At 66.1% G+C, this 23,118-nt stretch carries 23 protein-coding genes; 13 read left to right on the forward strand and 10 right to left on the reverse strand.

Annotation, left to right across the window (positions count from 1 at the left end; genetic code table 11):
• Window positions 1–38: 38 nt before the first annotated feature.
• Complete coding sequence (creB, locus tag AC07XB_RS21350) at window positions 39–737, reverse strand: two-component system response regulator CreB (protein ID WP_492830317.1); 699 nt, start codon at window positions 735–737, stop codon at window positions 39–41.
• 357 nt (window positions 738–1,094) lie between these two features.
• On the opposite strand from creB, the gene metX reads away from it, so the two are divergent.
• The gene (metX, locus tag AC07XB_RS21355) at window positions 1,095–2,267 is read left to right on the forward strand and encodes a homoserine O-succinyltransferase MetX (protein ID WP_416050246.1); all 1,173 of its coding nucleotides are present in this window, start codon (window positions 1,095–1,097) and stop codon (window positions 2,265–2,267) included.
• Window positions 2,264–2,875 (forward strand): methionine biosynthesis protein MetW, encoded by a 612-nt coding sequence (gene metW / locus AC07XB_RS21360; RefSeq protein ID WP_416050247.1) that lies wholly within the window; start codon window positions 2,264–2,266, stop codon window positions 2,873–2,875. The genes metX and metW overlap by 4 nt, the downstream gene beginning before the upstream one ends.
• Window positions 2,876–2,915: 40 nt before the next feature.
• Here metW and AC07XB_RS21365 read toward each other — a convergent pair whose 3' ends face one another.
• Window positions 2,916–3,833, reverse strand: coding sequence for a LysR family transcriptional regulator (locus AC07XB_RS21365; RefSeq protein WP_492830319.1), 918 nt, complete (start codon window positions 3,831–3,833; stop codon window positions 2,916–2,918).
• 121 nt (window positions 3,834–3,954) lie between these two features.
• Here AC07XB_RS21365 and AC07XB_RS21370 point away from each other — a divergent pair, with 121 nt between their 5' ends.
• Both AC07XB_RS21370 and AC07XB_RS21375 read left to right on the forward strand, forming a co-directional pair.
• Window positions 3,955–4,902, forward strand: coding sequence for a DMT family transporter (locus AC07XB_RS21370; protein ID WP_492830321.1), 948 nt, complete (start codon window positions 3,955–3,957; stop codon window positions 4,900–4,902).
• A 99-nt stretch (window positions 4,903–5,001) separates the two neighbouring features.
• Window positions 5,002–5,832, forward strand: coding sequence for an acyl-CoA thioesterase (locus AC07XB_RS21375; protein ID WP_492373919.1), 831 nt, complete (start codon window positions 5,002–5,004; stop codon window positions 5,830–5,832).
• A 60-nt stretch (window positions 5,833–5,892) separates the two neighbouring features.
• Here AC07XB_RS21375 and AC07XB_RS21380 read toward each other — a convergent pair whose 3' ends face one another.
• A complete protein-coding gene (locus AC07XB_RS21380) occupies window positions 5,893–7,149 on the reverse strand; it encodes a muropeptide transporter (protein ID WP_174426061.1) in 1,257 nt (418 codons plus the stop codon).
• A gap of 185 nt (window positions 7,150–7,334) precedes the next feature.
• Between AC07XB_RS21380 and AC07XB_RS21385 the strand changes: the two genes are divergently transcribed.
• Both AC07XB_RS21385 and AC07XB_RS21390 read left to right on the forward strand, forming a co-directional pair.
• On the forward strand, window positions 7,335–8,333 hold the full coding sequence (locus AC07XB_RS21385) for a M48 family metallopeptidase (protein ID WP_492373920.1): 999 nt from the start codon (window positions 7,335–7,337) through the stop codon (window positions 8,331–8,333).
• 75 nt (window positions 8,334–8,408) lie between these two features.
• On the forward strand, window positions 8,409–8,882 hold the full coding sequence (locus AC07XB_RS21390) for an excinuclease ATPase (protein ID WP_492812900.1): 474 nt from the start codon (window positions 8,409–8,411) through the stop codon (window positions 8,880–8,882).
• A 97-nt stretch (window positions 8,883–8,979) separates the two neighbouring features.
• Here AC07XB_RS21390 and argC read toward each other — a convergent pair whose 3' ends face one another.
• The gene (gene argC, locus AC07XB_RS21395) at window positions 8,980–9,927 is read right to left on the reverse strand and encodes an N-acetyl-gamma-glutamyl-phosphate reductase (RefSeq protein WP_183032188.1); all 948 of its coding nucleotides are present in this window, start codon (window positions 9,925–9,927) and stop codon (window positions 8,980–8,982) included.
• Between the two features lie 108 nt (window positions 9,928–10,035).
• Here argC and AC07XB_RS21400 point away from each other — a divergent pair, with 108 nt between their 5' ends.
• Window positions 10,036–10,203: a type II toxin-antitoxin system MqsA family antitoxin gene (locus tag AC07XB_RS21400; protein WP_492373922.1), complete on the forward strand. Its 168-nt coding sequence runs from the start codon at window positions 10,036–10,038 to the stop codon at window positions 10,201–10,203.
• Window positions 10,204–10,233: 30 nt separating this feature from the next.
• On the opposite strand, the gene AC07XB_RS21405 is transcribed toward AC07XB_RS21400, so the two are convergent.
• Window positions 10,234–11,010 carry an exodeoxyribonuclease III gene (locus tag AC07XB_RS21405; RefSeq protein ID WP_492373923.1) on the reverse strand — a complete coding sequence of 259 codons (777 nt, stop codon included), beginning with the start codon at window positions 11,008–11,010 and terminating at the stop codon, window positions 10,234–10,236.
• Window positions 11,011–11,040: 30 nt separating this feature from the next.
• Between AC07XB_RS21405 and pyrE the strand changes: the two genes are divergently transcribed.
• From pyrE to AC07XB_RS21425, 4 genes are all read left to right on the forward strand, one after another.
• Window positions 11,041–11,730: an orotate phosphoribosyltransferase gene (gene pyrE / locus AC07XB_RS21410; RefSeq protein ID WP_492373924.1), complete on the forward strand. Its 690-nt coding sequence runs from the start codon at window positions 11,041–11,043 to the stop codon at window positions 11,728–11,730.
• A 185-nt stretch (window positions 11,731–11,915) separates the two neighbouring features.
• Window positions 11,916–12,656: an acetoacetate decarboxylase gene (locus AC07XB_RS21415; protein WP_492812905.1), complete on the forward strand. Its 741-nt coding sequence runs from the start codon at window positions 11,916–11,918 to the stop codon at window positions 12,654–12,656.
• Window positions 12,657–12,752: 96 nt separating this feature from the next.
• Window positions 12,753–13,535, forward strand: coding sequence for a 3-hydroxybutyrate dehydrogenase (locus AC07XB_RS21420; protein WP_441640848.1), 783 nt, complete (start codon window positions 12,753–12,755; stop codon window positions 13,533–13,535).
• Between the two features lie 139 nt (window positions 13,536–13,674).
• A complete protein-coding gene (locus AC07XB_RS21425) occupies window positions 13,675–15,027 on the forward strand; it encodes a DUF3734 domain-containing protein (RefSeq protein WP_492373925.1) in 1,353 nt (450 codons plus the stop codon).
• Window positions 15,028–15,074: 47 nt separating this feature from the next.
• On the opposite strand, the gene AC07XB_RS21430 is transcribed toward AC07XB_RS21425, so the two are convergent.
• From AC07XB_RS21430 to AC07XB_RS21445, 4 genes are all read right to left on the reverse strand, one after another.
• Complete coding sequence (locus AC07XB_RS21430) at window positions 15,075–15,884, reverse strand: polyphosphate kinase 2 family protein (RefSeq protein WP_492373926.1); 810 nt, start codon at window positions 15,882–15,884, stop codon at window positions 15,075–15,077.
• Window positions 15,885–15,932: 48 nt separating this feature from the next.
• A complete protein-coding gene (gene dapF, locus AC07XB_RS21435; protein WP_459372642.1) occupies window positions 15,933–16,799 on the reverse strand; it encodes a diaminopimelate epimerase in 867 nt (288 codons plus the stop codon).
• A gap of 100 nt (window positions 16,800–16,899) precedes the next feature.
• Window positions 16,900–17,793 (reverse strand): lipid A biosynthesis lauroyl acyltransferase, encoded by an 894-nt coding sequence (locus AC07XB_RS21440; RefSeq protein ID WP_492373927.1) that lies wholly within the window; start codon window positions 17,791–17,793, stop codon window positions 16,900–16,902.
• The gene (locus AC07XB_RS21445) at window positions 17,790–18,728 is read right to left on the reverse strand and encodes a lysophospholipid acyltransferase family protein (RefSeq protein ID WP_492373928.1); all 939 of its coding nucleotides are present in this window, start codon (window positions 18,726–18,728) and stop codon (window positions 17,790–17,792) included. The genes AC07XB_RS21440 and AC07XB_RS21445 overlap by 4 nt, the downstream gene beginning before the upstream one ends.
• 386 nt (window positions 18,729–19,114) lie before the next feature.
• On the opposite strand from AC07XB_RS21445, the gene metK reads away from it, so the two are divergent.
• On the forward strand, window positions 19,115–20,278 hold the full coding sequence (gene metK / locus AC07XB_RS21450; RefSeq protein WP_043343105.1) for a methionine adenosyltransferase: 1,164 nt from the start codon (window positions 19,115–19,117) through the stop codon (window positions 20,276–20,278).
• Window positions 20,279–20,531: 253 nt separating this feature from the next.
• Complete coding sequence (gene kdoO, locus AC07XB_RS21455) at window positions 20,532–21,485, forward strand: Kdo hydroxylase KdoO (RefSeq protein WP_492373929.1); 954 nt, start codon at window positions 20,532–20,534, stop codon at window positions 21,483–21,485.
• A 187-nt stretch (window positions 21,486–21,672) separates the two neighbouring features.
• Here the strand turns inward: kdoO and AC07XB_RS21460 are convergent, their stop codons facing one another.
• Window positions 21,673–23,094, reverse strand: a complete 1,422-nt coding sequence (locus tag AC07XB_RS21460; protein ID WP_492373930.1) for a coniferyl aldehyde dehydrogenase — start codon at window positions 23,092–23,094, stop codon at window positions 21,673–21,675.
• Between the last annotated feature and the right edge of the window lie 24 nt (window positions 23,095–23,118).

The raw sequence follows: 23,118 nt of genomic DNA on the forward strand, positions 1-23,118 counted from the left end.
TGGCCGTGGTTGGGTTGTGAATAAAGTGGAAGCGCGGCTCAGCTTTCGAGCGAATACCCCATGCCGCGATGGGTGCGGATCGAATCGCACTCGGGATCGAGCGCGCGCAGCTTGGCGCGCACCGTCTTGATATGCGTGTCGACGGTGCGGTCGATGGTGTCGACCGCGTCGTGCCAGACCAGGTCCATCAGCTGCGCGCGCGAATAGATGCGCCCGGGGTGCTGCAGCAGCAAGGCCAGCAGCCGGTACTCGTAGCGGGTCAGGTCGAGCCACTGGCCGCGCCAGGCCAGGCGCGCGCCGTCGGCATCGAGCGTGAAGCCTTCAGGCGGCGCCGGGGCTTGCACCGGCTCCTGCGGTGTTGCGCGCTTGCCGGCACGCCGCAGGATCACGCGTACCCGCGCCGCCAGCTCGCGCGGCGAGAAGGGCTTCACCACATAGTCGTCGGCGCCGATCTCCAGGCCGACGATGCGGTCGATTTCCTCGTTGCGCGCGGTGAGGAAGATCACCGGCACATCGGAGAAGGTGCGCAGCGTGCGGCAGACTTCGAAGCCATTGATGTCGGGCAGGCCCACGTCCAGGATCACCAGGTCCGGCGCCTGCGCGCGCAGGCGCGCCAGCGCGGCGCTGCCGAGCGCGCAGTGCTCGACCGTCATGCCTTCGGTGGAGAGCGCATAGAGGATGGTGTCCGCGATCGCGGATTCGTCTTCGATGACCAGGATGCTGGGTGGTTTCGTCAAGGCTGGATTGGCGTTTGGTTGGCGTCTGGCGGCGCGCCGCCGCCGGCGCGTTTGTTTGCTCTATAATAAGCGGGTCGCGCCGATTTGAAGACTGGCTTGCGGGCGCGCGGCGGCATGGTAACCCCTGGAGGATTGGTTTTGGGGGTTCCGGCAGCCAATATAAATGCGGCTAAAGAGGTGGGTCGGTTCCCTGCCACGCAAGGCACCGGCACGCGGGACGCAAGACCCGTGCAAAACCCGATTTGGCTGCGCCGTCGTTGATGCTGTGCTTGATGTCAGGTTTGATGTCATCCGCAGGCAACGTCCACGCAAGGCCGGTCGGGTTTTTTTACGCCTGTTTGCCAACGGGCTTATTCCATGACAGACGTAGCTCCGCCTCCTGCCGCGCTTGCCCTGCCGACCGACTCGGTCGGCATCGTCGCGCCGCAGTGCATGCATTTCACCGAGCCGTTGAAGCTGCGCAACGGCACCTCGCTCGCCGACTACGACCTGATGGTCGAGACCTACGGCACGCTCAACGCCGCCCGCTCCAACGCTGTGCTGGTGTGCCACGCGCTTAACGCCTCGCACCACGTGGCCGGCGTGTACGAGCACGACCTGCGCGATGTCGGCTGGTGGGACAACATGGTCGGCCCGGGCAAGCCGCTCGACACCGACCGCTTCTTCGTCATCGGCGTCAACAACCTTGGCTCCTGCTTCGGCTCGACTGGCCCGATGAGTGCCAACCCCGCCACCGGCCAGCCCTACGGCGCCACCTTCCCGGTGGTCACCGTGGAAGACTGGGTCAATGCCCAGGCGCGCGTGGCGGACCGGTTCGGCATCACCCAGTTCGCGGCGGTGATGGGCGGCAGCCTGGGCGGCATGCAGGCGCTGGCCTGGAGCCTGATGTACCCGGATCGGCTGCGCCACTGCATCGTGGTGGCCTCCACGCCCAAGCTGTCGGCGCAGAACATCGCCTTCAACGAGGTCGCGCGCAGCGCCATCCTGTCGGACCCCGATTTCCACGGCGGCAACTACTACGCGCACGGCGTCAAGCCCAAGCGCGGCTTGCGCGTGGCGCGCATGATCGGCCATATCACCTACTTGTCCGACGAGGACATGGCGGAGAAATTCGGCCGCGAGCTCAAGACCGATGACATCCGCTTCTCCTTCGATGTCGAGTTCCAGGTGGAGAGCTACCTGCGCTACCAGGGCGATAAGTTCGCCGAGTACTTCGATGCCAACACCTACCTGCTGATCACGCGCGCGCTCGACTACTTCGATCCGGCGCTGGCCTTCGGCGGCGATCTCACGCGCGCGGTGTCGCAGACGCAGGCCAGCTTCCTGGTGGCCAGCTTCACCACCGACTGGCGCTTCGCGCCCAATCGCAGCCGCGAGCTGGTCAAGGCCCTGCTCGACAACAAGCGCCCGGTCAGCTATGCGGAGATCGATGCGCCGCACGGGCACGATGCCTTCCTGCTGGACGACCCGCGCTATCACAACCTGATGCGCGCCTACTACGAACGCATTGCCGAGGAGATAGGCGCATGAATGCCGCGGCCAACCCCAATATCCTGGCGCTGCGCCCCGACTTCCGCGCCATCGCGCGCTGGATCGAGCCCAATTCCACTGTGCTCGACCTGGGCTGCGGCGACGGCAGCCTGCTGCGCGTGCTGCAGGACGAGCTCGACGTGCAGGCCTACGGCATCGAGATCCAGGACGAAGGCGTGCTGGCATGCGCGCAGAAGGGCGTGCATGTGATCCAGCAGAACCTGGAAGGCGGCCTGGCGCTGTTCGAGGACAAGAGCTTCGATACGGTGATCCTGTCGCAGACGCTGCAGACCATCCACAACACTGCGCAGGTCCTGCGCGAGACGCTGCGGGTGGGGCGCGAATGCATCGTGTCCTTCCCCAACTTCGGCTACTGGCCGCACCGGCTGTCGGTGTTCCGCGGGCGCATGCCGGTGTCGGAGGCGCTGCCGTACCAGTGGTACAACACGCCGAACGTGCGGGTGCTGACCATCAGCGACTTTGAATCGCTGGCGTCCAAGGTCGGCCTGCGCATCCTTGACCGCGTGGTGATGCACGAGGGCGTGACGGTCAACTGGGGCTCGAACTGGCGCGGCAGCCTGGCGGTGTACCGGGTTTGCGCCACCTGAGCCGGCGAGGGCGCGGGGCTGCGCTTAGCCGCCCGCCGCGCTAGCCGCTGGTTTCCAGCGCGGCCTGCGCCACCAGGTAGTCGATAAAGGCGCGCACCTTGGGGGCCAGGTGGCGGGTTGGCGTGTAGACCGCGAAGGCCGTGCCCACGTAGGGTTCGAGGATTTCCCAGTTGTCCAGCACCGGCACCAGGCTGCCCGACGCCAGCGCCACGGCGGCTGAGAAATCCGGCACCAGCCCGATGCCGCCGCCGGCCTGCGCCATGGCGACAATGGCCGCGCTGTTGTTGAGCGTGACCTTCGGCGGGATGCGCAGCGCCACGGTCTGCCCGTCGCGCTTGCGCCGCAGGCTCCAGCGCTCGCCAAAGGCGCCATAGCCCAGGTAGAGGCAGCGATGCCCGGCCAACGCCGCCGGCTCGGCTGGCGTGCCATGCCGCGCCAGCCAGCCGGGTGCTGCCACCAGCCGGTAACGCACCGCGCGGATTGGCCGCGCCGCCAGCCCCGGCGCCAGTTCGCGCGCAATGCGGATGGCCACGTCCACGCCTTCTTCCACCAGGTCCACCAGGCGGTCCGCCAGTGTCAGTTGCAGGTCCAGCGCGGGGAAGCGGTCCAGCAGGGCCGGCAGCCGCGGCGCCAGCCAGGCTTGCCCGAACACCACCGGTGCGCTGACCCGCAGCACGCCGTGCGGCTCGCCGCCGTGGTCGCTGGCCAGCGTGCTGACTTCCTGCGCCGCGGCCACCATCCGGGCGCACGCGGCGTGCACTGCCTGTCCGAGCTCAGTCAGGGTGAAGGCGCGCGTGGTCCGTTGCAGCAGGCTCCCGCCGATGGCCGCTTCCAGCCGCGTCACATGGCGGCTGACGGCGGAGGGTGTCATGCCAAGCTCGCGGGCGGCGGCGGAGAAACTGCCGCATTCCACCACCCGGGCGAACACGGCCATGGCGTTGAGTTGCGCGACCGGCATGGACTGGCTCCCGCATTTGTGATTACAGATCAAATGGTAATTGCTTATCGGATGGATTGTTGACCTGAATGCACGATGGAACAATGACGTCCAAGCGTACGAAGCTCCGTAGGAGACATCCATGAATATCGATCGATCTGGCGCCGCCGTGGCTTCCCCGGCCGCCACCACCCCGGCCCCGCAGGCCACGGAACCCGCCCGGCGTGGCGGTGCCTGGCGCATGGTGGCCGCCATGGCCTTGTCGGGCACCATCGGTTGGTTCGTGGTGACCAGCGGGCAGTCGCCGCTGGACGTCGTGTTTTTCCGCTGCATCTTCGGCGGCGCCGCGCTGCTGGGCACGCTCGCCCTGCGGCGCGGCTGGCAGCCCATGCGCACCCGCGACTGGGGCTGGCTGGCGCTGGGCGGCGTTACGCTGATCCTCAACTGGCTGGCCTTGTTCTCTGCCTATTCGTACAGCGGCATCTCGGTGTCCACCGTGGTCTATCACACCCAGCCCTTCTTCCTGCTGCTGCTGGCGGCGCTGTTCCAGCGCGAGGCCATCGCGCCCGGGCGGCTTGCCTGGCTGGTACTGGCCTTTGGCGGCGTGGTGCTGATTACCGGGCTGGAGCACGGCGGTGCCACCGGCGGCATGCTGGCCGGGGTCGGGCTGGCGATGCTGGCGGCGTTGCTGTACGCCATCACCACCATGGCCACGCGCCGGCTCAAGGGGATTCCGGCGGGGCAGATCGCGGGCCTGCAGATGGCGATGGGGGTGGTCATGCTGTTCCCCCTGGCGCATCCGGCGGTCGAGACGTTCGGCGGGCGGACCTGGGGGGCATTGCTGGCGCTAGGCCTCGTGCATACCGGCGTGATGTACACGCTGCTGTATGGCGCCTTCCAGCGCCTCAACGTGCTGTCGATCGCCACGCTCTCGTTTGTCTATCCGCTGGTGGCCATCGTGATTGACGTGCTGGTGTTCGGGGTGGTGCTCACGCCGCTACAGCTCGCTGGCATGGCGCTGATCCTGTTGGCGGTGATCGGCAACCAGCTCGGCTGGAATCCGCTGCAGCGGGCGCGGGAGCGGGGCTGACCCGGCGGCGGATTGGAGGGGGCGCCCGGTTGACGCGGTGCCAGCGCCTGTCTGCCGTTTGCAGTATTATCGAACGATCGTACTTTTTTGGTCCCCAACATGTCCGCCACGCCAGCCAGCCAGACCATCCATTCCTTCGACCACGCGATCGCGCTGGAGCCGGCGGGAGGTAATCTTTTCCACGGCCGCACCACGCCGGCCTACTGGAACATGATCGGCCCCTTCGGTGGCATCACGGCAGCCACCTTGCTGCAAGCCGTGCTGCAGCATCCCGAGCGGCTGGGCGATCCGTCCGCGCTGACCGTCAACTTTGCCGGCCCGATCGTCGAAGGGCCGTTCGTGATCGAAGCGCGTCCGGTGCGCACCAACCGCAACACCCAGCACTGGACCATCGAGCTGCGCCAGGGCGACGAAGTGGCGACCACGGCTACCGCCTTCTTCGCCGTGCGCCGCGAGACCTGGAATTGCGGCGAGGCCGTGTTCCCGCAGGTGCCGCCGGCAAGCGATGTCGCCCCGATGGCCGGTTTCGCACCGGTGCGCTGGCTGGATGCGTATGAGTTGCGGCCGGTGCGCGGCGCCAAGCCGAATGTCGAGGCCGGCACCGAGAACCCGGACAGCGTGACCCAGTTCTGGCTGCGCGACGCGCCCGCGCGTACGCCGGACTTCGCCGCGATGGCGGCATGGTGCGACACCTTCTACCCGCGCATCTTTCTCAAGCGCGCCGGCTTCGTGCCGGCCGGCACGGTGTCGCTGACCACGTATTTCCATGCCGACGCCCCGACCCTGGCCGCGCTGGGCAACAGCCACGTGCTGGGCAGCGCCCAGGCGCAGGTGTTCCGCCAGGGCTTCTTCGACCAGAGCGCGCAGATCTGGAGCCCGCAGGGAGAACTGCTCGCGACCTCGCACCAGATCGTCTACTACAAGCAGTAAGAGGCCATTCTGAAACAGCCTCCAGGCGAGTAAGCGTTCGTGCTGCCGGGTGTCGGGGGGCTAGGCCGCGGCGCGGGCCCGGGCTTCGTAGCGATGCACGGTGTTGCGCATCGCCCATAGCAGCACGACGCCGGGCACCGCCGCCACCACGGTACTCAGGTAAAAGGCCGACCAGCCGAAGGCCTCCACCAGGTAGCCCGAGCTGGGGCCAACATAGACGCGCCCGACCGAGGCCAGCGCCGAGAGCAGCGCGTACTGGGTGGCCGAGAACGAGCGGTTGCACAGCGTCATCAGCAGCGCCACGAAGGCCGCCGTGCCCATGCCGCCACAGAGGTTCTCCACCGCGATGGTGGCGCCCATGGTCCACAGGTGCGGCGGCGTCACCGCCAGGATCCAGTAGCCGAGGTTGGACACCCCCTGCAAGATGCCGAACAGCATCAGTGAGCGGTACAGGCCAAGGCGCACCATCAGCGTGCCGCCGAACAGCGCGCCCACAATGGTGGCGGCCAGCCCTAGCGTCTTGTTGACCAGGCCGACTTCACCGGCCGAAAAGCCCACGCCGCGGATCAGGAAGGTGGTGGACAGGCTGCCGGCAAACGCATCGCCCAGCTTGTAGAGCACGATCAGCAGCAGCAGCCACCAGGCGCCCGGGCGCGAGAAGAAGTCGCGCAGCGGGCCCAGGATGGCTTCCTCCATGGAGCGTGGCGTGCGCGCCGGCGATTCCGCCTCGGGCGCCCACAGCAGGCTGACGATGCCGATGCCCATCAACCCCGCCATGAGCAGGTACATCTGCTGCCAGCCCATCACGCGGTCGGCCAGCCACAGTGCCAGCCCGCCCGACACCAGCATCGCCAGCCGGTAGCCCAGCACCTTGACCGCCGCTCCCACGCCACGCTCCGGCGCGCGCAGCACGTCGGTGCTGTAGGCGTCGAACACGATGTCCTGCGAGGCAGACAAGAAGGCCACCAGCGTGGCCAGCGCCGCCAGTGTCCACAGCGCCTCGTGCGGCGGGCAGAAGGCCATGCCCGCGATGCCCAGCACCAGCCCGATCTGGGTCACCAGCAGCCAGCCGCGGCGCCGGCCCAGCAGCGGCGGCGTATAGCGGTCCATCAGCGGCGCCCACAGGAACTTGAAGATATAGGCCTGGCCCACCAGCGAGAAGAAGCCGATGGTCTTGATATCCAGCCCTTCCACCGTCATCCAGGCCTGCAATGTGCCGGAGGTGAGTGCCAGCGGCAGCCCGGACGCGAAGCCCAGCGTGAGCATGGCGCCGATGCGGCGATTGCGGAAAATGTCGAGATAGGCTTGAAAGGTCATGAATCAGGATGGCGAGCGGGGCTGTCGGGGCAATCGGGGCAATCAGGCTGGGCAAGGCGCCGTGTATTATTGCATTACCGTCAGCGCCGCCCCGATGCGCGGGATGCGCAGGGCCCGGACCGTGTCCTGGCCGCATCAACCCTTGCCCACCCTGCTTGCCGAAAATCGCATCCAAGGAATCGTCCATGTCCGATCGCCAGCGTTGTCAGTACCGCCACCGGCGGGCCGGGATTGCGTTGCCACGTCGACTGGCCGCGCTGGCGCTGGCGGCCAGCGCCGCGCTGAGCATGAGCGCGGTCCAGGCCCAGGGCCAGGCCCAGCCGCAGGACGCTGAAGATGGCATCCGCGTGCAACGCGGCGGCGCGTCCATCCGCCAGATCGTGCCGGTCGAGGTCATCGAGCAGCAGGCCTCGCAGGAGTACGAGCAACTCAAGGAAGAGGCGCAGGCCAAGAAGACGCTGGTTGGCGACAACAACCCGCAACTGGTGCGCCTGCGCGCCATCGCCAAGCGCATCCTGCCGCAGACCCCGCGCTGGAACGAGCGCGCGAAGCAATGGAAGTGGGAAGTCAACCTGATCAACTCCAAGCAGGTCAATGCGTTCTGCATGCCCGGCGGCAAGATCGCCTTCTACTCCGGCCTGCTCGACCAGCTCAAGCTGACCGATGACGAAGTCGCCATGGTGATGGGGCACGAAATCGCCCATGCACTGCAGGAGCATGCGCGCGAGCGGGCGGCCAAGTCCGAGATCACCAACCTGGGCGCCAACGTGATCTCGCAATTGTTCGGTTTCGGCAACCTCGGCAATATGGCACTTGGCACCGGCGCGCAGTTGCTCACGCTGCGGTTCTCGCGCTCGGACGAGACCGAGGCCGATCTGGTTGGCATGGACATCGCCGCGCGTGCCGGCTACGACCCGCGCGCCGCCGTGTCGCTGTGGCAGAAGATGGGGGCGGTCTCGCAATCGTCGGCGCAGTCGGGCTCGGAGTTCCTCTCCACCCATCCATCGGGCCGCACCCGCATCGCCGAGCTGGAAAAGCACCTGCCTGAGGTGCTGCCGCTCTACGCGCGCGCGATCGATTCCAGCGTCGGCCAGCTGCCGGCCTATCGGGCCAATATGGCCAACCTGAGCGGCGCGCCGGTCGACAGCGGCGACGACGACCGGCAAAAGCCACTAAAAAAGTAAAGACGCCTGAGAGGCGCTCTTTATGGCGGATCCTGTACGATAAATACATCGAACCGGGGCAATGAGGAGAAGACCATGAAGCGTTGGGTGCGATTCAGCCTGATGGCCGGCGCGTTGCTGGCAGGCGGCAGCGCGCAGGCGGCCGACCAGCTGCTGAGCCTGCCGATCGACAAGGCGCTGGCGACACCGGGGGCCAAGGAACGCGTGGACCCGTCGATCCGGCTGCTGTTCGGTTTCAACAAGCTGCCGGGCGCGCAGGACGGCCAGTCTTTCAAGACAGTCAAGCGCATGCGCCGGCCTATCGACAACAGCCGCTCCACCGGCGGCCCGCCGCCGCCGGCCGACGACGAGTTGTGCGCCACCCTCTTCGTGCAGGCGGTGCAGGAGTTGCAGCAGCGCGCGACCAAGGAAGGCGGCAACGCCGTGGTCGATATCCGCAGCAACTGGAAGGACGACGAGACCGCCAGCGACAGCACCTACGTCTGCGCCAAAGGCAGCGCCTACCTTGGCGTTGCGCTCAAGGGCGTCGCGGTCAAGGCCGGGATCTGACCGACGGGATTTCCCGGGGCGAAAAAAAGCCGGCGAAACCATCGCCGGCTTTTTTTCATTCGTGCGGCTGGTGCCGCCGCACTAGCGCTTAAGCGTGTCAGGCGCTCAGGCCAGTCGCCTCGTCCGCCCCGACATGCACGTTCATGCATTGCACCGCAGCGCCGGCAGCGCCCTTGCCCAGGTTGTCCAGGCGCGCCATCAGCACGATGCGCTCGGCCGAGCCGAACACGAACAGGTCCACGCGGTTGGTGTCGTTGCTGGCCTGCACGTCGAAGAAGCCGCCGTCCAGGTTGGCCTCGTCGCCCACCGGCATCACGCGCACGAACTGCTCGCCTTCGTAGTGCTTGCGGTACAGATCGGCGATCTGTTCCGGCGTGACCTTGCGCGCCAGGCGATCCGGGTACACCGGCACCGTCACGGCCAGGCCCTTGAGGAAGTTGCCGACGATCGGGTTGAAGATCGGCGCCTGCGCCAGGCCGGCCTGCACGCGCATCTCGGGCAGGTGCTTGTGCGCGAGGCCGAGCGAGTAGGGGCGCGGGCTGTCCAGCTTCGGGTTACCGCCGGCTTCGAACTCGGCAATCATTTGCTTGCCGCCACCGCTGTAGCCGGTCAGCGAGAACGCGGAGACCGGGTAGTCGGCCTGCATCACGCCGGCTTCCACCAGCGGGCGCACTGCCATCAGGAAGGCGCTGGCGTGGCAGCCCGGCACGGCGATGCGCTTGCTGGCGCGGATCTTCTCGCGCTGGCCGCGCGTGAGTTCCGGCAGGCCGTAGGCCCAGCTGTCGGTGGTGCGGAACGCCGTGCTGGCGTCGATCACGCAGGTATTGGGATTGGTCACCAGCGCCACGGCCTCGCGGGAGGCAACGTCGGGCAGGCACAGGAAAGCGACGTCGGCAGCATTCAGAAAGCGTGCTCGTTCGGCCGGATCCTTGCGCTTGTCATCGGCGATACGCAGCAGCTCCACATCGGAACGGCCGGAGAGATAGTCGAGCAACCGGAGACCGGTGGTGCCTTCCTGACCATCTACGAACACTTTGAAAACCATGGCGGACTCACTCGGAAATACGAAGGGTCCCATGCCGGAATCGGATGGGAAGCAGCATTGTAACTAGGTTGGGGGAACTGGTGCAGGACACGCGCGACGTGCCCCGACGTGTCCAATACGTACAAGGGCGAAACGGCCACCGTTCCCGCGCTCTCGGGCGGCTTTTGTCCGGCGTGCGGGGAAATCATGACTGGCAAGACCAAACCGCCGCTGGCGCTGGTCAAGCTGCTCAAGGTGCTGGAGCGGCACCCGGAGCTGCTTGGAGAGGTGCGCTAGGCGTAACAAGTGCGCCCTCGGCCGCACCTGTTATAGCGGGAAGTCGTAGTCGATCGACAGCGGCGCGTGATCGCTGAACTTCTCGTCCTTGTAGATCGAGGTGGCGCGCGCGGTCTCGGCGATCTTCGTCGTGGCCAGGTGGTAATCGATGCGCCACCCGACGTTCTTCGCATAGGCCTGGCCGCGGTTGCTCCACCAGGTGTACTGCTCGGGGCGCGGGTCCAGCTTGCGGAACACGTCCACATAACCGTGCACGTCGAACAGCTCGCCGATCCAGCTGCGCTCTTCCGGCAGGAAACCTGAGTTCTTCAGGTTGCCCTTCCAGTTCTTGATATCGATTTCCTTGTGGGCGATGTTGACGTCGCCGCACAGCACGATCTCGCGCCCGCTGGCCTTGAGCTGCAGCAGGTGGGGCAGGAAGGCTTCCATGAAGCGGAACTTCGCCTGCTGGCGTTCTTCCCCGCTGGAGCCCGAGGGCACATAGACCGAGATCACGGCGAGGTGCGGATACTGCACCTCGACATAGCGGCCTTCGTTATCGAATTCGTCGATGCCGAAACCGGTGATCACGCGCTCCGGCTTGTGGCGCGTGTAAAGGCCGACACCGCTATAGCCTTTTTTCTCCGCATAATGGAAGTAGCCGTGGTAGCCGTGTGGCGCCAGGAACGCTTCCGTCATGTCGGCAGCCTGCGCCTTGAGCTCCTGGACGCAGACCATGTCGGCGTCCTGCTTGCCCATCCATTCGAAAAAGCCTTTCTTGGCCGCGGAGCGGATGCCGTTGAGGTTGGCGCTGATAATCCGTAACATCTCGGGAAATTTTGAAATCAGAGAGAAAAGATGACGCAGCAGACGACGCCGCAGTCCGGCGCTGGCGACCTGAGCCAGACCTTCATCCGCTTCGCGCTCGACGCCGGCGTACTGTCCTTCGGCGAATTCGTGACCAAAGCGGGCCGCAAGTCGCCGTACTTCTTCAATGCGGGCCTGTTCAACCAGGGTGCGATGTTGGGCCAGGTGGCGCAATTCTATGCGAAAACCCTGCTGGCATCCGGATTGGAGTTCGACGTGCTGTTCGGGCCGGCCTACAAAGGGATCACACTGGCGTCCGCCACCGCGGTGGCGCTGGCCGGGCTCGGACGTGACGTCGGCTTCGCCTACAACCGCAAGGAAGCCAAGGATCACGGCGAGGGCGGCACGCTGGTGGGCGCCAAGCTGCAGGGCAAGGTCGTGATCATCGACGACGTGATCTCGGCCGGCACCTCGGTGCGCGAGTCGATGGCGATGATCCGCGCGGCTGGCGCGGAGCCGGCCGCGGTGCTGATCGCGCTCGACCGCATGGAAAAGAGTGGCACCGCCGATCAGGTCGGCACGCATTCTGCAGTGCAGGATGTGCAGCGCGAATATGGCGTGCCGGTGATCTCCATCGCCAGCCTGAAGGACCTGCTGGCTTACCTGGACGCATCGCAGGATCCCGCGCTGGGCGGCTCGCGCGAGGCAGTGGCTGCCTATCGGCAGCGCTACGGCGTATAGTCTGGAATCTGTTGCCTGCCGCTTGCAACGCTTTGTCGCAATGCAGCAGATAACAGGGAACCGCGCAGGAAAATCGCCGGTCTGACTGATCTCGCTGGCCGCCCACCCGGATACCCGGGGACGCCAGCGATTCGCCTTGCCGCCCGGCAAGGCGGCGCAGCATCTCTTCAGGAGGTTGGCTGGCGATGGACATCAAGACGATCCGCGAGCAGGCATTCGCCATGCCGCTCACCAATCCGGCCTATCCGATGGGGCCATACCGCTTCATCCATCGCGAATTCTTCATCATCTCCTACCGTACCGATCCCGAGCTGTTGCGCGCGGTGGTGCCGGAACCCCTGGAGATCGCCGGCGCGGTGGTCAACTATGAATTCATCCGCATGCCAGACTCCACCGGGTTTGGCGATTACACCGAATCGGGCCAGGTGATTCCCGTCACCTACCAGGGCAAGCCCGGCAACTATACCCACGCCATGTATCTCGACGACCATCCGCCACTGGCGGGCGGGCGCGAGCTATGGGGCTTTCCGAAGAAGCTGGCCAGCCCCACACTGGCGGTCCACACCGATACGCTGGTCGGTACGCTCGACTATGGCCCGGTGCGCGTCGCCACCGGCACCATGGGCTACAAGCACCGCGAGCTCGACAAGGACGCGCTGGGCCTGGCGCTTGCGAGCACGCCAAACTACCTGCTCAAGATCATTCCGCACGTGGACGGCTCCGCGCGCATCTGCGAGCTGGTCTGCTACTTCCTGAAAGACGTGCAGATGAAAGGCGCGTGGACCGGGCCTGCGGCGCTGTCGCTGTCGCCCCATGCGCTCGCGCCGGTGGCTGGCCTTCCGGTGCTGGAAGTCCTCGGCGCCAAGCATTACGTTGCCGACCTCACCCTGGGGCTGGGCGAGGTGGTGTTCGACTACCTGGCCTGAGCGGCCAGGCATCCAACGATTTCCAACGGTTTCCATCGGTCCCGGCCCCTCCGGCCGGCCCGGCTAACCTGAATCATCCAGACAGGAGAAACGTCCATGAAGCTCCAAGGAAAATCCGCCATCGTGACCGGCGCTGCCAGCGGCATCGGCCGTGCCATTGCTGAGCTGCTGGCCAAGGAAGGCGCGGCGGTCGCCATCGCCGACCTGAATCTCGAGGCTGCGCAGAAGGCCGCCGCCGATATCGAAGCTGCCGGTGGGCGCGCCATCGCCGTGGCGATGGACGTCACCAACGAGGACGCGGTCAACAGCGCTACCGAGGAGGTGGCCAAGGCGTTCGGCGGCATCGACATCCTGATCTCCAACGCCGGCATCCAGATCGTCAACCCGATCCAGAACTACGCCTTCTCCGACTGGAAGAAGATGCAGGCCATCCACGTCGATGGCGCCTTCCTCACCACCAAGGCCGCGCTCCAGCATATGTACAAGGACAAGCGCGGCGGCACCGTGATCTACATGGGCTCGGTGCATTCGCACGAGGCTTCGCCACTGAAGTCCGCCTACGTTGCCGCCAAGCACGCGCTGCTTGGCCTGGCGCGCGTGCTGGCCAAGGAAGGGGCGGAGTACAACGTGCGCTCGCACGTGATCTGTCCGGGTTTCGTGCGCACGCCGCTGGTCGACAAGCAGATTCCGGAACAAGCCAAGGAGCTTGGCATCAGCGAAGAAGAGGTGATTCGCCGCGTCATGCTCGGCGGCACCGTGGACGGCGTCTTCACCACCGTGGACGACGTGGCGCAGACCGCGCTGTTCCTCTGCGCCTTCCCGTCGGCGGCGCTGACCGGGCAGTCCTTTATCGTGAGCCACGGCTGGTACATGCAGTAAGCGGCAAAAAAGCGGCCGGGCGGCGGTACCGCCTCCCGCCGCCATGACCGCATGCAAGGTCGGAAAGCAAAGTCATCAAGGAGGGGTCGTGGCAGGTGGACGTCGGCAGAAGCTGGATAAAGTGGCACAGGAAAATACAGTGGCACAGAAAAAGGGCACGCCGAAGCAGGCTGCAAAAAGCGCTGCGGCGGCCGTGGTAGCGAACCCGGCGGCACCCGCGCTCAAACGCGAGGCGCCAAAGCCCGAGGCGCTACGAGAGCCGGAGCCCAACCTCCTGCCTCCCGGCGGCTGCGCGCCGCCGGACCTCGCGCCCGAGGGTGCCAGCCGCACGCGGCCGGTTCACCATGAATACACGGTCAGGGCGTTGGTGCTGCAGGGCGGCGGCGCGCTCGGCTCGTATCAGGCGGGCGTGTACCAGGGACTGGCGGAGGCGGGCATCCAGCCTAACTGGGTGGCCGGGATTTCAATCGGCGCACTGAACGCAGCCGTGATCGCGGGCAATGCGCCTGAGCGCAGGGTCGAGCAGCTGCGTGCCTTCTGGGACTACATCTGCCAGCAGCCCTGGCTGCCCAGCCTGCTGCCCTACGAGGTGGCAGCACAGGGCGCCGCGCACTGGCCTGATCCGCTGCGCATCTGGTTCGACGGCATCGAGGCCGCGCGTGCCATCTTCGAGGGGCAGCGGGGCTTCTTCCAGCCTCGTCCGTGGTCCAGCCTGGTGGAGCGCCAGTGCGGCCCCGCCAATGCCAGCTATTACGACACCAGCCCGCTCAAGGCCACGCTGGAGCGCTTTGCCGATTTTGATCGCATTAACTCGCACCATAACGAGATGCGCGTGTCGGTGGGCGCGGTGAATGTGCGGACCGGCAATTTCGCCTATTTCGACAACACCCGACGCAAGCTGCATGCCGAGCATTTCATGGCCTCCGGCGCTTTGCCGCCCGGCTTTCCCGCGGTGGAGATCGATGGCGAGTTCTATTGGGATGGCGGCCTGGTGTCCAACACGCCGCTGTCGGAAGTGCTGACGGCCCAGCCCCGGCGTGACGCGCTGATCTTCCAGGTGGACCTGTGGAGCGCGCGGGGCAAGCTGCCGCACAACCTGCTGGACGTGGCCGAGCGGCAGAAAGACATCCAGTACTCCAGCCGCACGCGCACCATCACGGATTACATGAGCGAGCAGCAGAACTACCGGCGCATGCTGAGCGAAGTGATGGCGCTGGTGCCGCAGGGGCAGCGTGACAACGACTGGTACCGCAAGGCGGCGGAGTACGCATGCGATGCACGCCGCAACGTGATCCAGCTGATCTATCGCGACAAGACGTTTGAAGGCAACGCCAAGGATTATCAGTTTGGCTTGCTGACAATGAACGAGCACTGGACCAGCGGGCTGGACGACATCCGGGAAACGCTGAAGCATCCGGAGTGGCTGGCCATGCCGACGCACGAGAAGCCGTTTGTCACGCACGACATCCATCGCGGCAACGGGCATGCCTGACCCAAAGCGAAGGGGCTGGCCTGGTCCCTTCGCGTTGCCCTGGTGCCTCAGACCACCTTCAGCTTCGCCAACGCCGGCTTTCCCGGTGGATACGCCGGCTTCAATTTCTCGAACACCGCCATCAGGATCTCCGCCACCATCAGGTTCCGGTGCGTCTTCGAATTCGCGGGCACGATATACCACGGTGCTTCCGGCGTGCTGGTCGCGGCAATGGCGGCCCCATAGGCGGTCTCGTAGTTTTTCCAGTACTGCCGCTCTTCCAGATCCTTCGGGTCGAACTTCCACTGCTTCTGCGGATCCGCCAGCCGCGCTTCCAGCCGGGCCTTCTGCTCGTCCTTGGAAATATGCAGGAAGCACTTGACGATGGTGGTGCCGGTTTCCAGCAGCATCGTCTCGAATGCCCGTAGCTGCTTGTAGCGGCGCTCGCATTCGGCTTCGTCGATCCACTCGTGCACTCGCGTGATCAGCACGTCTTCGTAGTGGCTGCGGTTGAAGACCACGATCTCGCCGGCGCGCGGTACCTGGGCATGGATGCGCCACAGGTAGTCGTGCGCGAGTTCTTCGGCGGTGGGGGATTTGAAGCTGACGACGCGGATGCCGAGCGGGTCGAAGCTGCGAAAGACGCCGCGCACGGTGCCATCCTTGCCGCTGGTGTCCATGCCTTGCAGCACGATCAGCAGCTTGCGCTGGTGCTCGGCATAGAAGATGTCCTGCTGCGCGTCGAGCTGGGTGCTCAGTTCGGTGAGGCGGGCCTGGTCGGCGACCTTTTCGCCGCTGGAGAACGGCTTGGCGTCGGGGTTGAAGTCGGCCAGGCTGAAGTTCTTGCCCGAGGTGATGCGGAAATCGGCGAGCGACATTGGCACTCCATGGAGGGTGCGGCCGTGGCTGGCCGCAAGCCCCTATGGTCAGGCAGGCAGCCGGTCCAGGTCAATGCTGCCTTCGAACACCGTGGTCGCAGGGCCGGTCATGCGTACCGGCTCGCCTTCGCCGTCCCAGGCAATCGTCAGGTCGCCGCCATGGGTGTGCACCAGCACCGGCGAGTCCAGCAGGCCGCGGCGAATGCCGGCGACGACCGCCGCGCATGCGCCCGTGCCGCAGGCCAGGGTCTCGCCGGCCCCGCGCTCGAACACGCGCAGGCGGATCGTGTGGCGCTCCACCACCTGCATGAAGCCGGCGTTGACGCGGTTGGGGAAGCTCGCGTGATGCTCGATGATGGGGCCGTCCTGCAGCACCGGGAACGCCTCGGTGTTGTCCACCACCTGCACCGCGTGGGGGTTGCCCATCGAGACTGCCGAAATCCACCCGGTGCGGCCGTTCACTTCCAGCCCGTACAGCGTATCGCGGCCTTCGGCCTTGGTCGGCAGGCCTTCGGGGCGGAACGGCACGCGGGCGGGTTCGAGTTCCGGCGCGCCCATGTCGACCGTGACCTGGCCGTCGTCCTGCAGCGTCAAGGTGATCACGCCGTTCATTACCTGCACGCGCACCGAGCGCTTGTCGGTCAGGCCGTGGTCGGTGACGAAGCGCACGAAGCAGCGCGCGCCATTTCCGCAGTGCTCCACTTCACCGCCATCGGCGTTGAAGATGCGGTAGCGGAAGTCGACGTCGTCCCTGGTGGGTTTCTCGACCACCAGGATCTGGTCGGCACCCACGCCGAAATGCCGGCTGGCGAGCGCGCGCCACTGCGCTGGGGTCAGGTTCAGGGTCTGGTGGATGCCGTCAAGCACGACGAAGTCGTTGCCGGCGCCGTGCATCTTGGTGAACTGGAGTTTCATAGTGCGATTGTAGTCGGGCCGTCCGGCGCTTGCTGGCGGCGTGTCGAGGGTGGCGCGGGCTGCATGTTTGCCTGGCGATGCCGCCGCCGCGCCCACGTGGTCAGTAGTTTTCGCGCTCGCCGTCGGGGCGGTGCTTGAAGCGCTTGTGTACCCAGTAATACTCAGTCACGCGGGGGCGGATGCAGTCTTCGAAGAAGGCATTCATGCGGCGGGTGTCCTCGGTCACGCTTTCGCCAGGATAGTTTTCCCAAGCCGGCAGGATACGCAGCACATAGCCTTGGTAGTCGGGCAGCATCTCGGTATAGATCGGCACAACCTTGGCCCCCGTCAGCCGCGCCAGGCGTGATACCGAGGTCAGGGTCAGGGCCTCCACGCCAAAGAACGGGATGTACTCCGAGTCGCGCTCGCCAAAGTCCATGTCGGCGATCAGCTGCAGGGCCTCGCCCTTGCGCAGGCAGCGGATGATGTCGCGCGCGCTATCGTTGCGGGCAATCATCTTGGCGCCGAAGCGGCCGCGCGCGTGCTTGAGGAACCCGTCGAACAGGTCGTTCTTCTGCTTGGTGTAGAGCGACGCGCCGGAGCGTTTGACGTGTTCGCGCAGGTGGATGGTGAGGCGGATCGCGCCAGCTTCGACGCCGGAGAGATGCAGCGTGACGAGGATGTGGGGCGTGCCGTCCAGCGCCACCAGGTCGGCCTGGTCGTCGATCTGGACCCAGCGGCGCATCTGCGCCTCGCTGCCGGTCCAGAAGATGCCGCGCTCGGCAAAGCTGCGAAAGACGGTGCGGAAGGTTTGCCGCGAGAGCGTTTCGATCTCGGCGTCGGTCCGCTCGGGAAAGCACAGGCGCAGGTTGGTCTGCACCACGCGGCGCCGGCTGCTGGGAATGAGGTAGAGCAGGCTGCCCAGGCCTTCGCCGAAGCGTGCCACGAGCGGATAGGGAAGCTTGCCCAGCACGGTCAAGAGGCCGATGCCAAGCCAGGTGAAAATACGGCTCATCTTTGGTCGTTGGAGAGAGAGGCGGGTGCCGGTGCCGGCACCTCCAGGGGGTTGTGCGAGGCGTCTGCCGCCGGGGCCCGAGGGGGCTCCGCGGGCGGCAACTGCGCGCCGCCTGGATGCTTGTAGCGGTTGTAGCCCCACAGGTACTGCGTCGGGCATGCCTTCACCAGCTTCTCGACGGCCGCGTTGATCACCGCGACGGCTTCGGCCTGGTCATCGGGCAGCCGGTCCTTGATGACCTGCATATGGCCGAGGAAGCCGGCGCCGCGCGGCAGGCGCTCTGCAAAAATCACCGCGATTGGCGCACCCGTGAGCTGCTGCAGGCGCTGCACCAGCGTCATGGTGTAGGCTGGCTTGCCAAAAAACGGCGCCCAGGCGCCTTCGCCGCCGGTTGGGACCTGGTCGGGCAGGATGCCGATGGCCTCGCCTCGCTTGAGCGCCTTGACCAGCATGCGCACGCCGCGCGGCAGCGCCGGCGCCATGGCCAGGTTGGGGCGGGTGCGCATCTTGACGATCCAGTCGCGCAGCCAGGCCTGGTGTGGCGGCTTGTACAGGGCCGTGACCGGATGCCGCAGGGCAAACGCCTGTGGAAGCACTTCGAAGCAGCCAAGATGCGGCACCAGGATGATCAGCCCGCGGCCCTGCGCCATCAGCTTGTCGAGTTCCGGCCAGAGCCGGTCGGCAAAGCCGTACATGCGCACCTCGGGATTGCGCCGGCTCCAGAAATAGGGCATTTCCAGGATCATGCGCCCCGTCGAGCGGGCCGCCTCCGCCACCATTGCATCGCTGGCGTCAGGGTAGGCATGGCGAAGGTTTTCCCTGAGCCGCGTGCCATAACGTCCCGGCAGGCGTGCCGCCAGCAATCCGAGCGCACCGCCGATGGCGTGCAGCCAGGAGAGCGGCAAGCGGGAAATCAGCCAGAACAGAAAGGTCATCGAATTGCGATAGCGGCCCGGCGGGCCGGGTGGGTCATTAATGTTTTGCCGGGCGCTGCCGTTAGTGGGGCAATCAAAATGAATCTGGTGTTGTTACGGGGCCCACCGTACGGCTTGCACTGCCTGCAGGCTCGCGCCAGGCCGGAAACGCGTCGCCTATCGGGTGGCGCGGCCTGGCCGCGACAGCGTCCGGTATTTGGCAGGTGTGCCAGAAAACCGGGGTGCTGCAGCGTAGCTTGCAGGCGCGTATAATAGCGCGTATCGCCGAGTTAACTGACAACTTGCGGGGCGATACCGTTCTACCGGAACGGCATGAAAATACCGCTAAAGCGTCGCCGCCCGGGCTTAGAGGTTGGCGCGCAATAGCCAAACCTGGAGAAAAGTTCGTGGCAAACGACTTCTTGTTCACTTCGGAATCCGTCTCCGAAGGCCATCCCGATAAGGTCGCCGACCAAATTTCCGATGCTGTCCTCGATGCCATCCTGGCCCAGGACAAGTACGCGCGCGTGGCCGCTGAAACGCTGTGCAACACCGGCCTGGTTGTCCTGGCCGGGGAAATCACCACGACCGCCAACGTCGACTACATCCAAGTTGCGCGCGACACCATCAAGCGCATCGGCTACGACAACACCGAATACGGCATCGACTACAAGGGCTGTGCAGTGCTGGTCGCTTACGACAAGCAATCGCCTGACATCGCCCAAGGCGTGGACCGCGCCTCCGACGACTACCTGAACCAGGGTGCCGGCGACCAGGGCCTGATGTTTGGCTACGCCTGCGATGAAACGCCGGAGCTGATGCCTTTCCCGATCTATTATTCGCACCGCCTGGTCGAGCGCCAGTCGCAACTGCGCCGCGATGGCCGCCTGCCCTGGCTGCGTCCCGACGCCAAGTCGCAGGTGACCGTGCGTTACGTCGACGGCCGCCCGCACAGCGTGGATACCGTGGTGCTGTCGACCCAGCATTCGCCGGATATCACCCAGGCGCAGATCCGTGAAGCCGTGATCGAGGAGATCATCAAGCCGGTGCTGCCGGCCGAGATGCTCAAGGACACCAAGTACCTGGTGAACCCGACCGGCCGCTTCGTCATCGGCGGCCCGCAGGGCGATTGTGGCCTGACCGGCCGCAAGATCATCGTCGACACCTACGGCGGCGCTTCGCCCCACGGTGGCGGTGCTTTCTCGGGCAAGGACCCGTCCAAGGTCGACCGCTCGGCAGCCTATGCTGCCCGCTATGTCGCCAAGAACGTGGTTGCCGCCGGCCTGGCGCGCCAGTGCCAGGTGCAGGTCAGCTACGCCATCGGCGTGGCCCGCCCGATCAATGTGACGGTGTACACCGAAGGCACGGGCAAGATCTCCGACGAGGCGATCGCCGCGCTGGTGCAAGAGCACTTCGACCTGCGCCCGAAGGGCATCGTGCAGATGCTTGACCTGCTGCGCCCGATCTACGAGAAGACCGCTGCCTATGGCCACTTTGGCCGCGAAGAGCCGGAATTCTCGTGGGAAGCAACCGACAAGGTCGCGCTGCTGCGCGCTGCTGCCGGCCTGTAAGGCTGCCGCGAACCTCGCATCGGAAAAGCACCGCCTTCGGGCGGTGTTTTTTTTCGCGCTTGCGGTGGCGTTCCTGGCTTGCCACTGCCTTGTCCTGGATCAAGCGGGGCAAGGCGGGGCGTGGCGCGCCATGGCCGCGAGGGTAGAATCGCGGGATGGCAAGGCGGCCCGGCGAGTGGCGCTTTGTTCGCCTGCCGCGGCGCGCGCGCACGCGCGCTCACGACCGCCGGAGCCCGCATACCGAGGATGCCCAATGTCACTTGATTCGACCCTTACCCCTTCCACGCCCCCCCCTGCCACTGCGCTCGGGGCGGCCGCGCCCGGGTTCAACCTGATCCGGCCCCAGCCCTATACCGAGTGGGCTCCGCAACTCGATGCCGGCACCAAGGCGGGGTTGCGCCGCGAGCTGGAGCAGGGCGCCGTGCTGTTCTTCCCCCAGCTGCGCTTCCAGTTCGAGCCTGGCGAGGAGCGTTTCCTGGACAGCCGCTGGTCGGACGGCAAGTCAAAGAACATCAACCTGCGCGCCAACGACCAGGCCGTGCGCGGTGCGACGGGCGGCGAGCAGGACCTGAAAGACCTGTACGTGCTGATTCGCCGCTATGCCGAGTACAGCGAGAAACTCGTGCTCAGCCTGTTCCCTGAATATGGCCCGCATATGGTGCGTGCCGGCACCTCGTTGCGCCCGAGCGAGATCGCCGGGCGGCCGGTGAGCTGGCGCAAGGACGACACGCGGCTGCATGTGGACTCGTTCCCGTCGAACCCGATGCTGGGCCAGCGGCTGCTGCGCGTGTTCCACAACATTGACCCGCAGGCGCCGCGCGTGTGGCGGGTGGGCGAGCCGTTTGGCGATTTCGCCAAGCGTTTCGTCCCGAAGACCAAGGGCATGTGGCCGGGGCAGGCGCGGGTCATGGAGATGCTGCATATCACCAAGCGCCGGCGCTCGGAGTACGACCATCGGATGCTGCAGTTGCACGATCTTGCGAAGGCCGACCTGGAGTATCAGGCCAATGTCCCGCAGCAGGAATTTCAGTTCCCGCCCGGGTCGACCTGGATTGTATTCAGCGACCAGGTGCTGCATGCGGCTATGCGGGGCCGGGCCATGATGGAGCAGACTTACTACCTGTCGCCGAAGGCGATTTCAGACCATACGCATTCGCCGGAAGCGGTGCTGGCGCGGATGCTGGGGCGGCCGATGGTGGTGGGTTGAGTCTGGGTGGTCGTTACGCCAGCGGGCCGGAAAACACCACGGGCTTCGCTTTGCGTGGCTCCTAGATAAGCCACCCCTCTCCCCGGCCCTCTCCCCCTGAGGGGAGAGGGAGAGACAGCCGTCGTCAGGGCGCGCCGCGTTGGCCCGTTCGGCGGCTTCGATCAACGCCGCAGGTTTTCCTTGTCATTCAGCGCATCAGCAGCTTGATCATCGTTTCAAACCGCTTGCCATAAGGCGGCTTCAGCAGCCCGGCGCCATTGATGCCGGATTGGCGGAAGATCGGCTTGAGCTTGGAGAAGGTCTCAAAGCCCGCCTGGCCGTGATATGCGCCCATGCCGCTGGGGCCCACGCCGCCGAAGGGGAGGTCTTCCTGGGCGATATGCAGCAGCGTTTCGTTGATGCTGACGCCGCCCGCCACGGTTTGCGCCATGACGTGGTCGATCGTGCGGCGGTCTTTCTCGAACAGGTAGAGCGCCAGCGGGCGTGGGCGGGCGTTGATGTAGTCGATGGCCTCTTCCAGCGTGCGGTAGGTCACCAGCGGTAGCACCGGGCCAAAGATTTCCTCGCGCATCACGGTGGCGTCGGCGGGGACATCCAGCAGCAGCACTGGCGCGAGGCGGCGGCGCTCCGGGTCCGATGGCACCTGCGACAGCGGCACCACGCGCGCCCCGGCGCGGGCGGCATCGCTCACCAGGCCGTCCAGCCGCGCGAAGTGCCTCGGGCTGATGATGGTGGTGTAGTCGGGGTTGCCCGCATGGCCCGGCTGGCCCGGCAGGTCCGGATAGAGGCGGGCGGCGCAGGCGCGGGCGGCTTCGACGAAGGGCTCGCGCAGTGCCTCGGGCAGCAGCACATAGTCCGGCGCGATGCAGGTCTGGCCGGCGTTGAGCAGCTTGCCCACCAGGATGCGTTCGACCGCGCGTTCCAGATCGGCGCCAGGGCCGACGATGGCCGGCGATTTGCCGCCCAGTTCTAGCGTGACCGGCGTGAGGTTGGCGGCCGCCGCACGCATCACATGGTGGCCGACCTGGGTTGAGCCGGTAAACAGCAGGTGATCGAAGGGCAGGGCGGAAAAAGCGCTCGCCACTTCCGCGTCGCCATTGATCACCGTGACCTCGTCGGCGGCGAAAGCCTGTTGCGCCAGGCGCGCGAACAGCGCGGCGAAGCGCGGCGTGTACTCGGAGAGCTTGACCATGGCGCGGTTGCCCGCGACCAGCGCGCCCACCAGTGGGCCCACGGTCAGGTAGAGCGGGTAGTTCCACGGCACCACGATGCCGATCACGCCCAGCGGTTGCGGCATCAGCCGCGATGTAGCGGGCTTGAACCACAGCCCGGTGCGCATGCGCCGCACCCGCATCCAGCGCTTGCCATGACGCAGCGCATCGTCGATCCCGGCCACGCTGGGAAAGGCTTCGAGCAGCGCGGTTTCCTGGCGCGGGCGGTTGCCGAAATCGGCGCTGATGGCTTGCGAGATCTCGTCCATGTGCCCGGTCACCAGCTTGCGCAGGCGCCGCAGCCGGTCGGCGCGCACGGCCCAGGCCGGGGCCTGGTCGCGGCGCGAGGCGGCGCGCATGGCGTCGAATACGGATGACATCTCGGGCACTTCTCTCATGTCGCGCTCTCCTTGGGGTCGTGC

Source organism: Cupriavidus sp. GW821-FHT02F09, assembly GCF_059421605.1.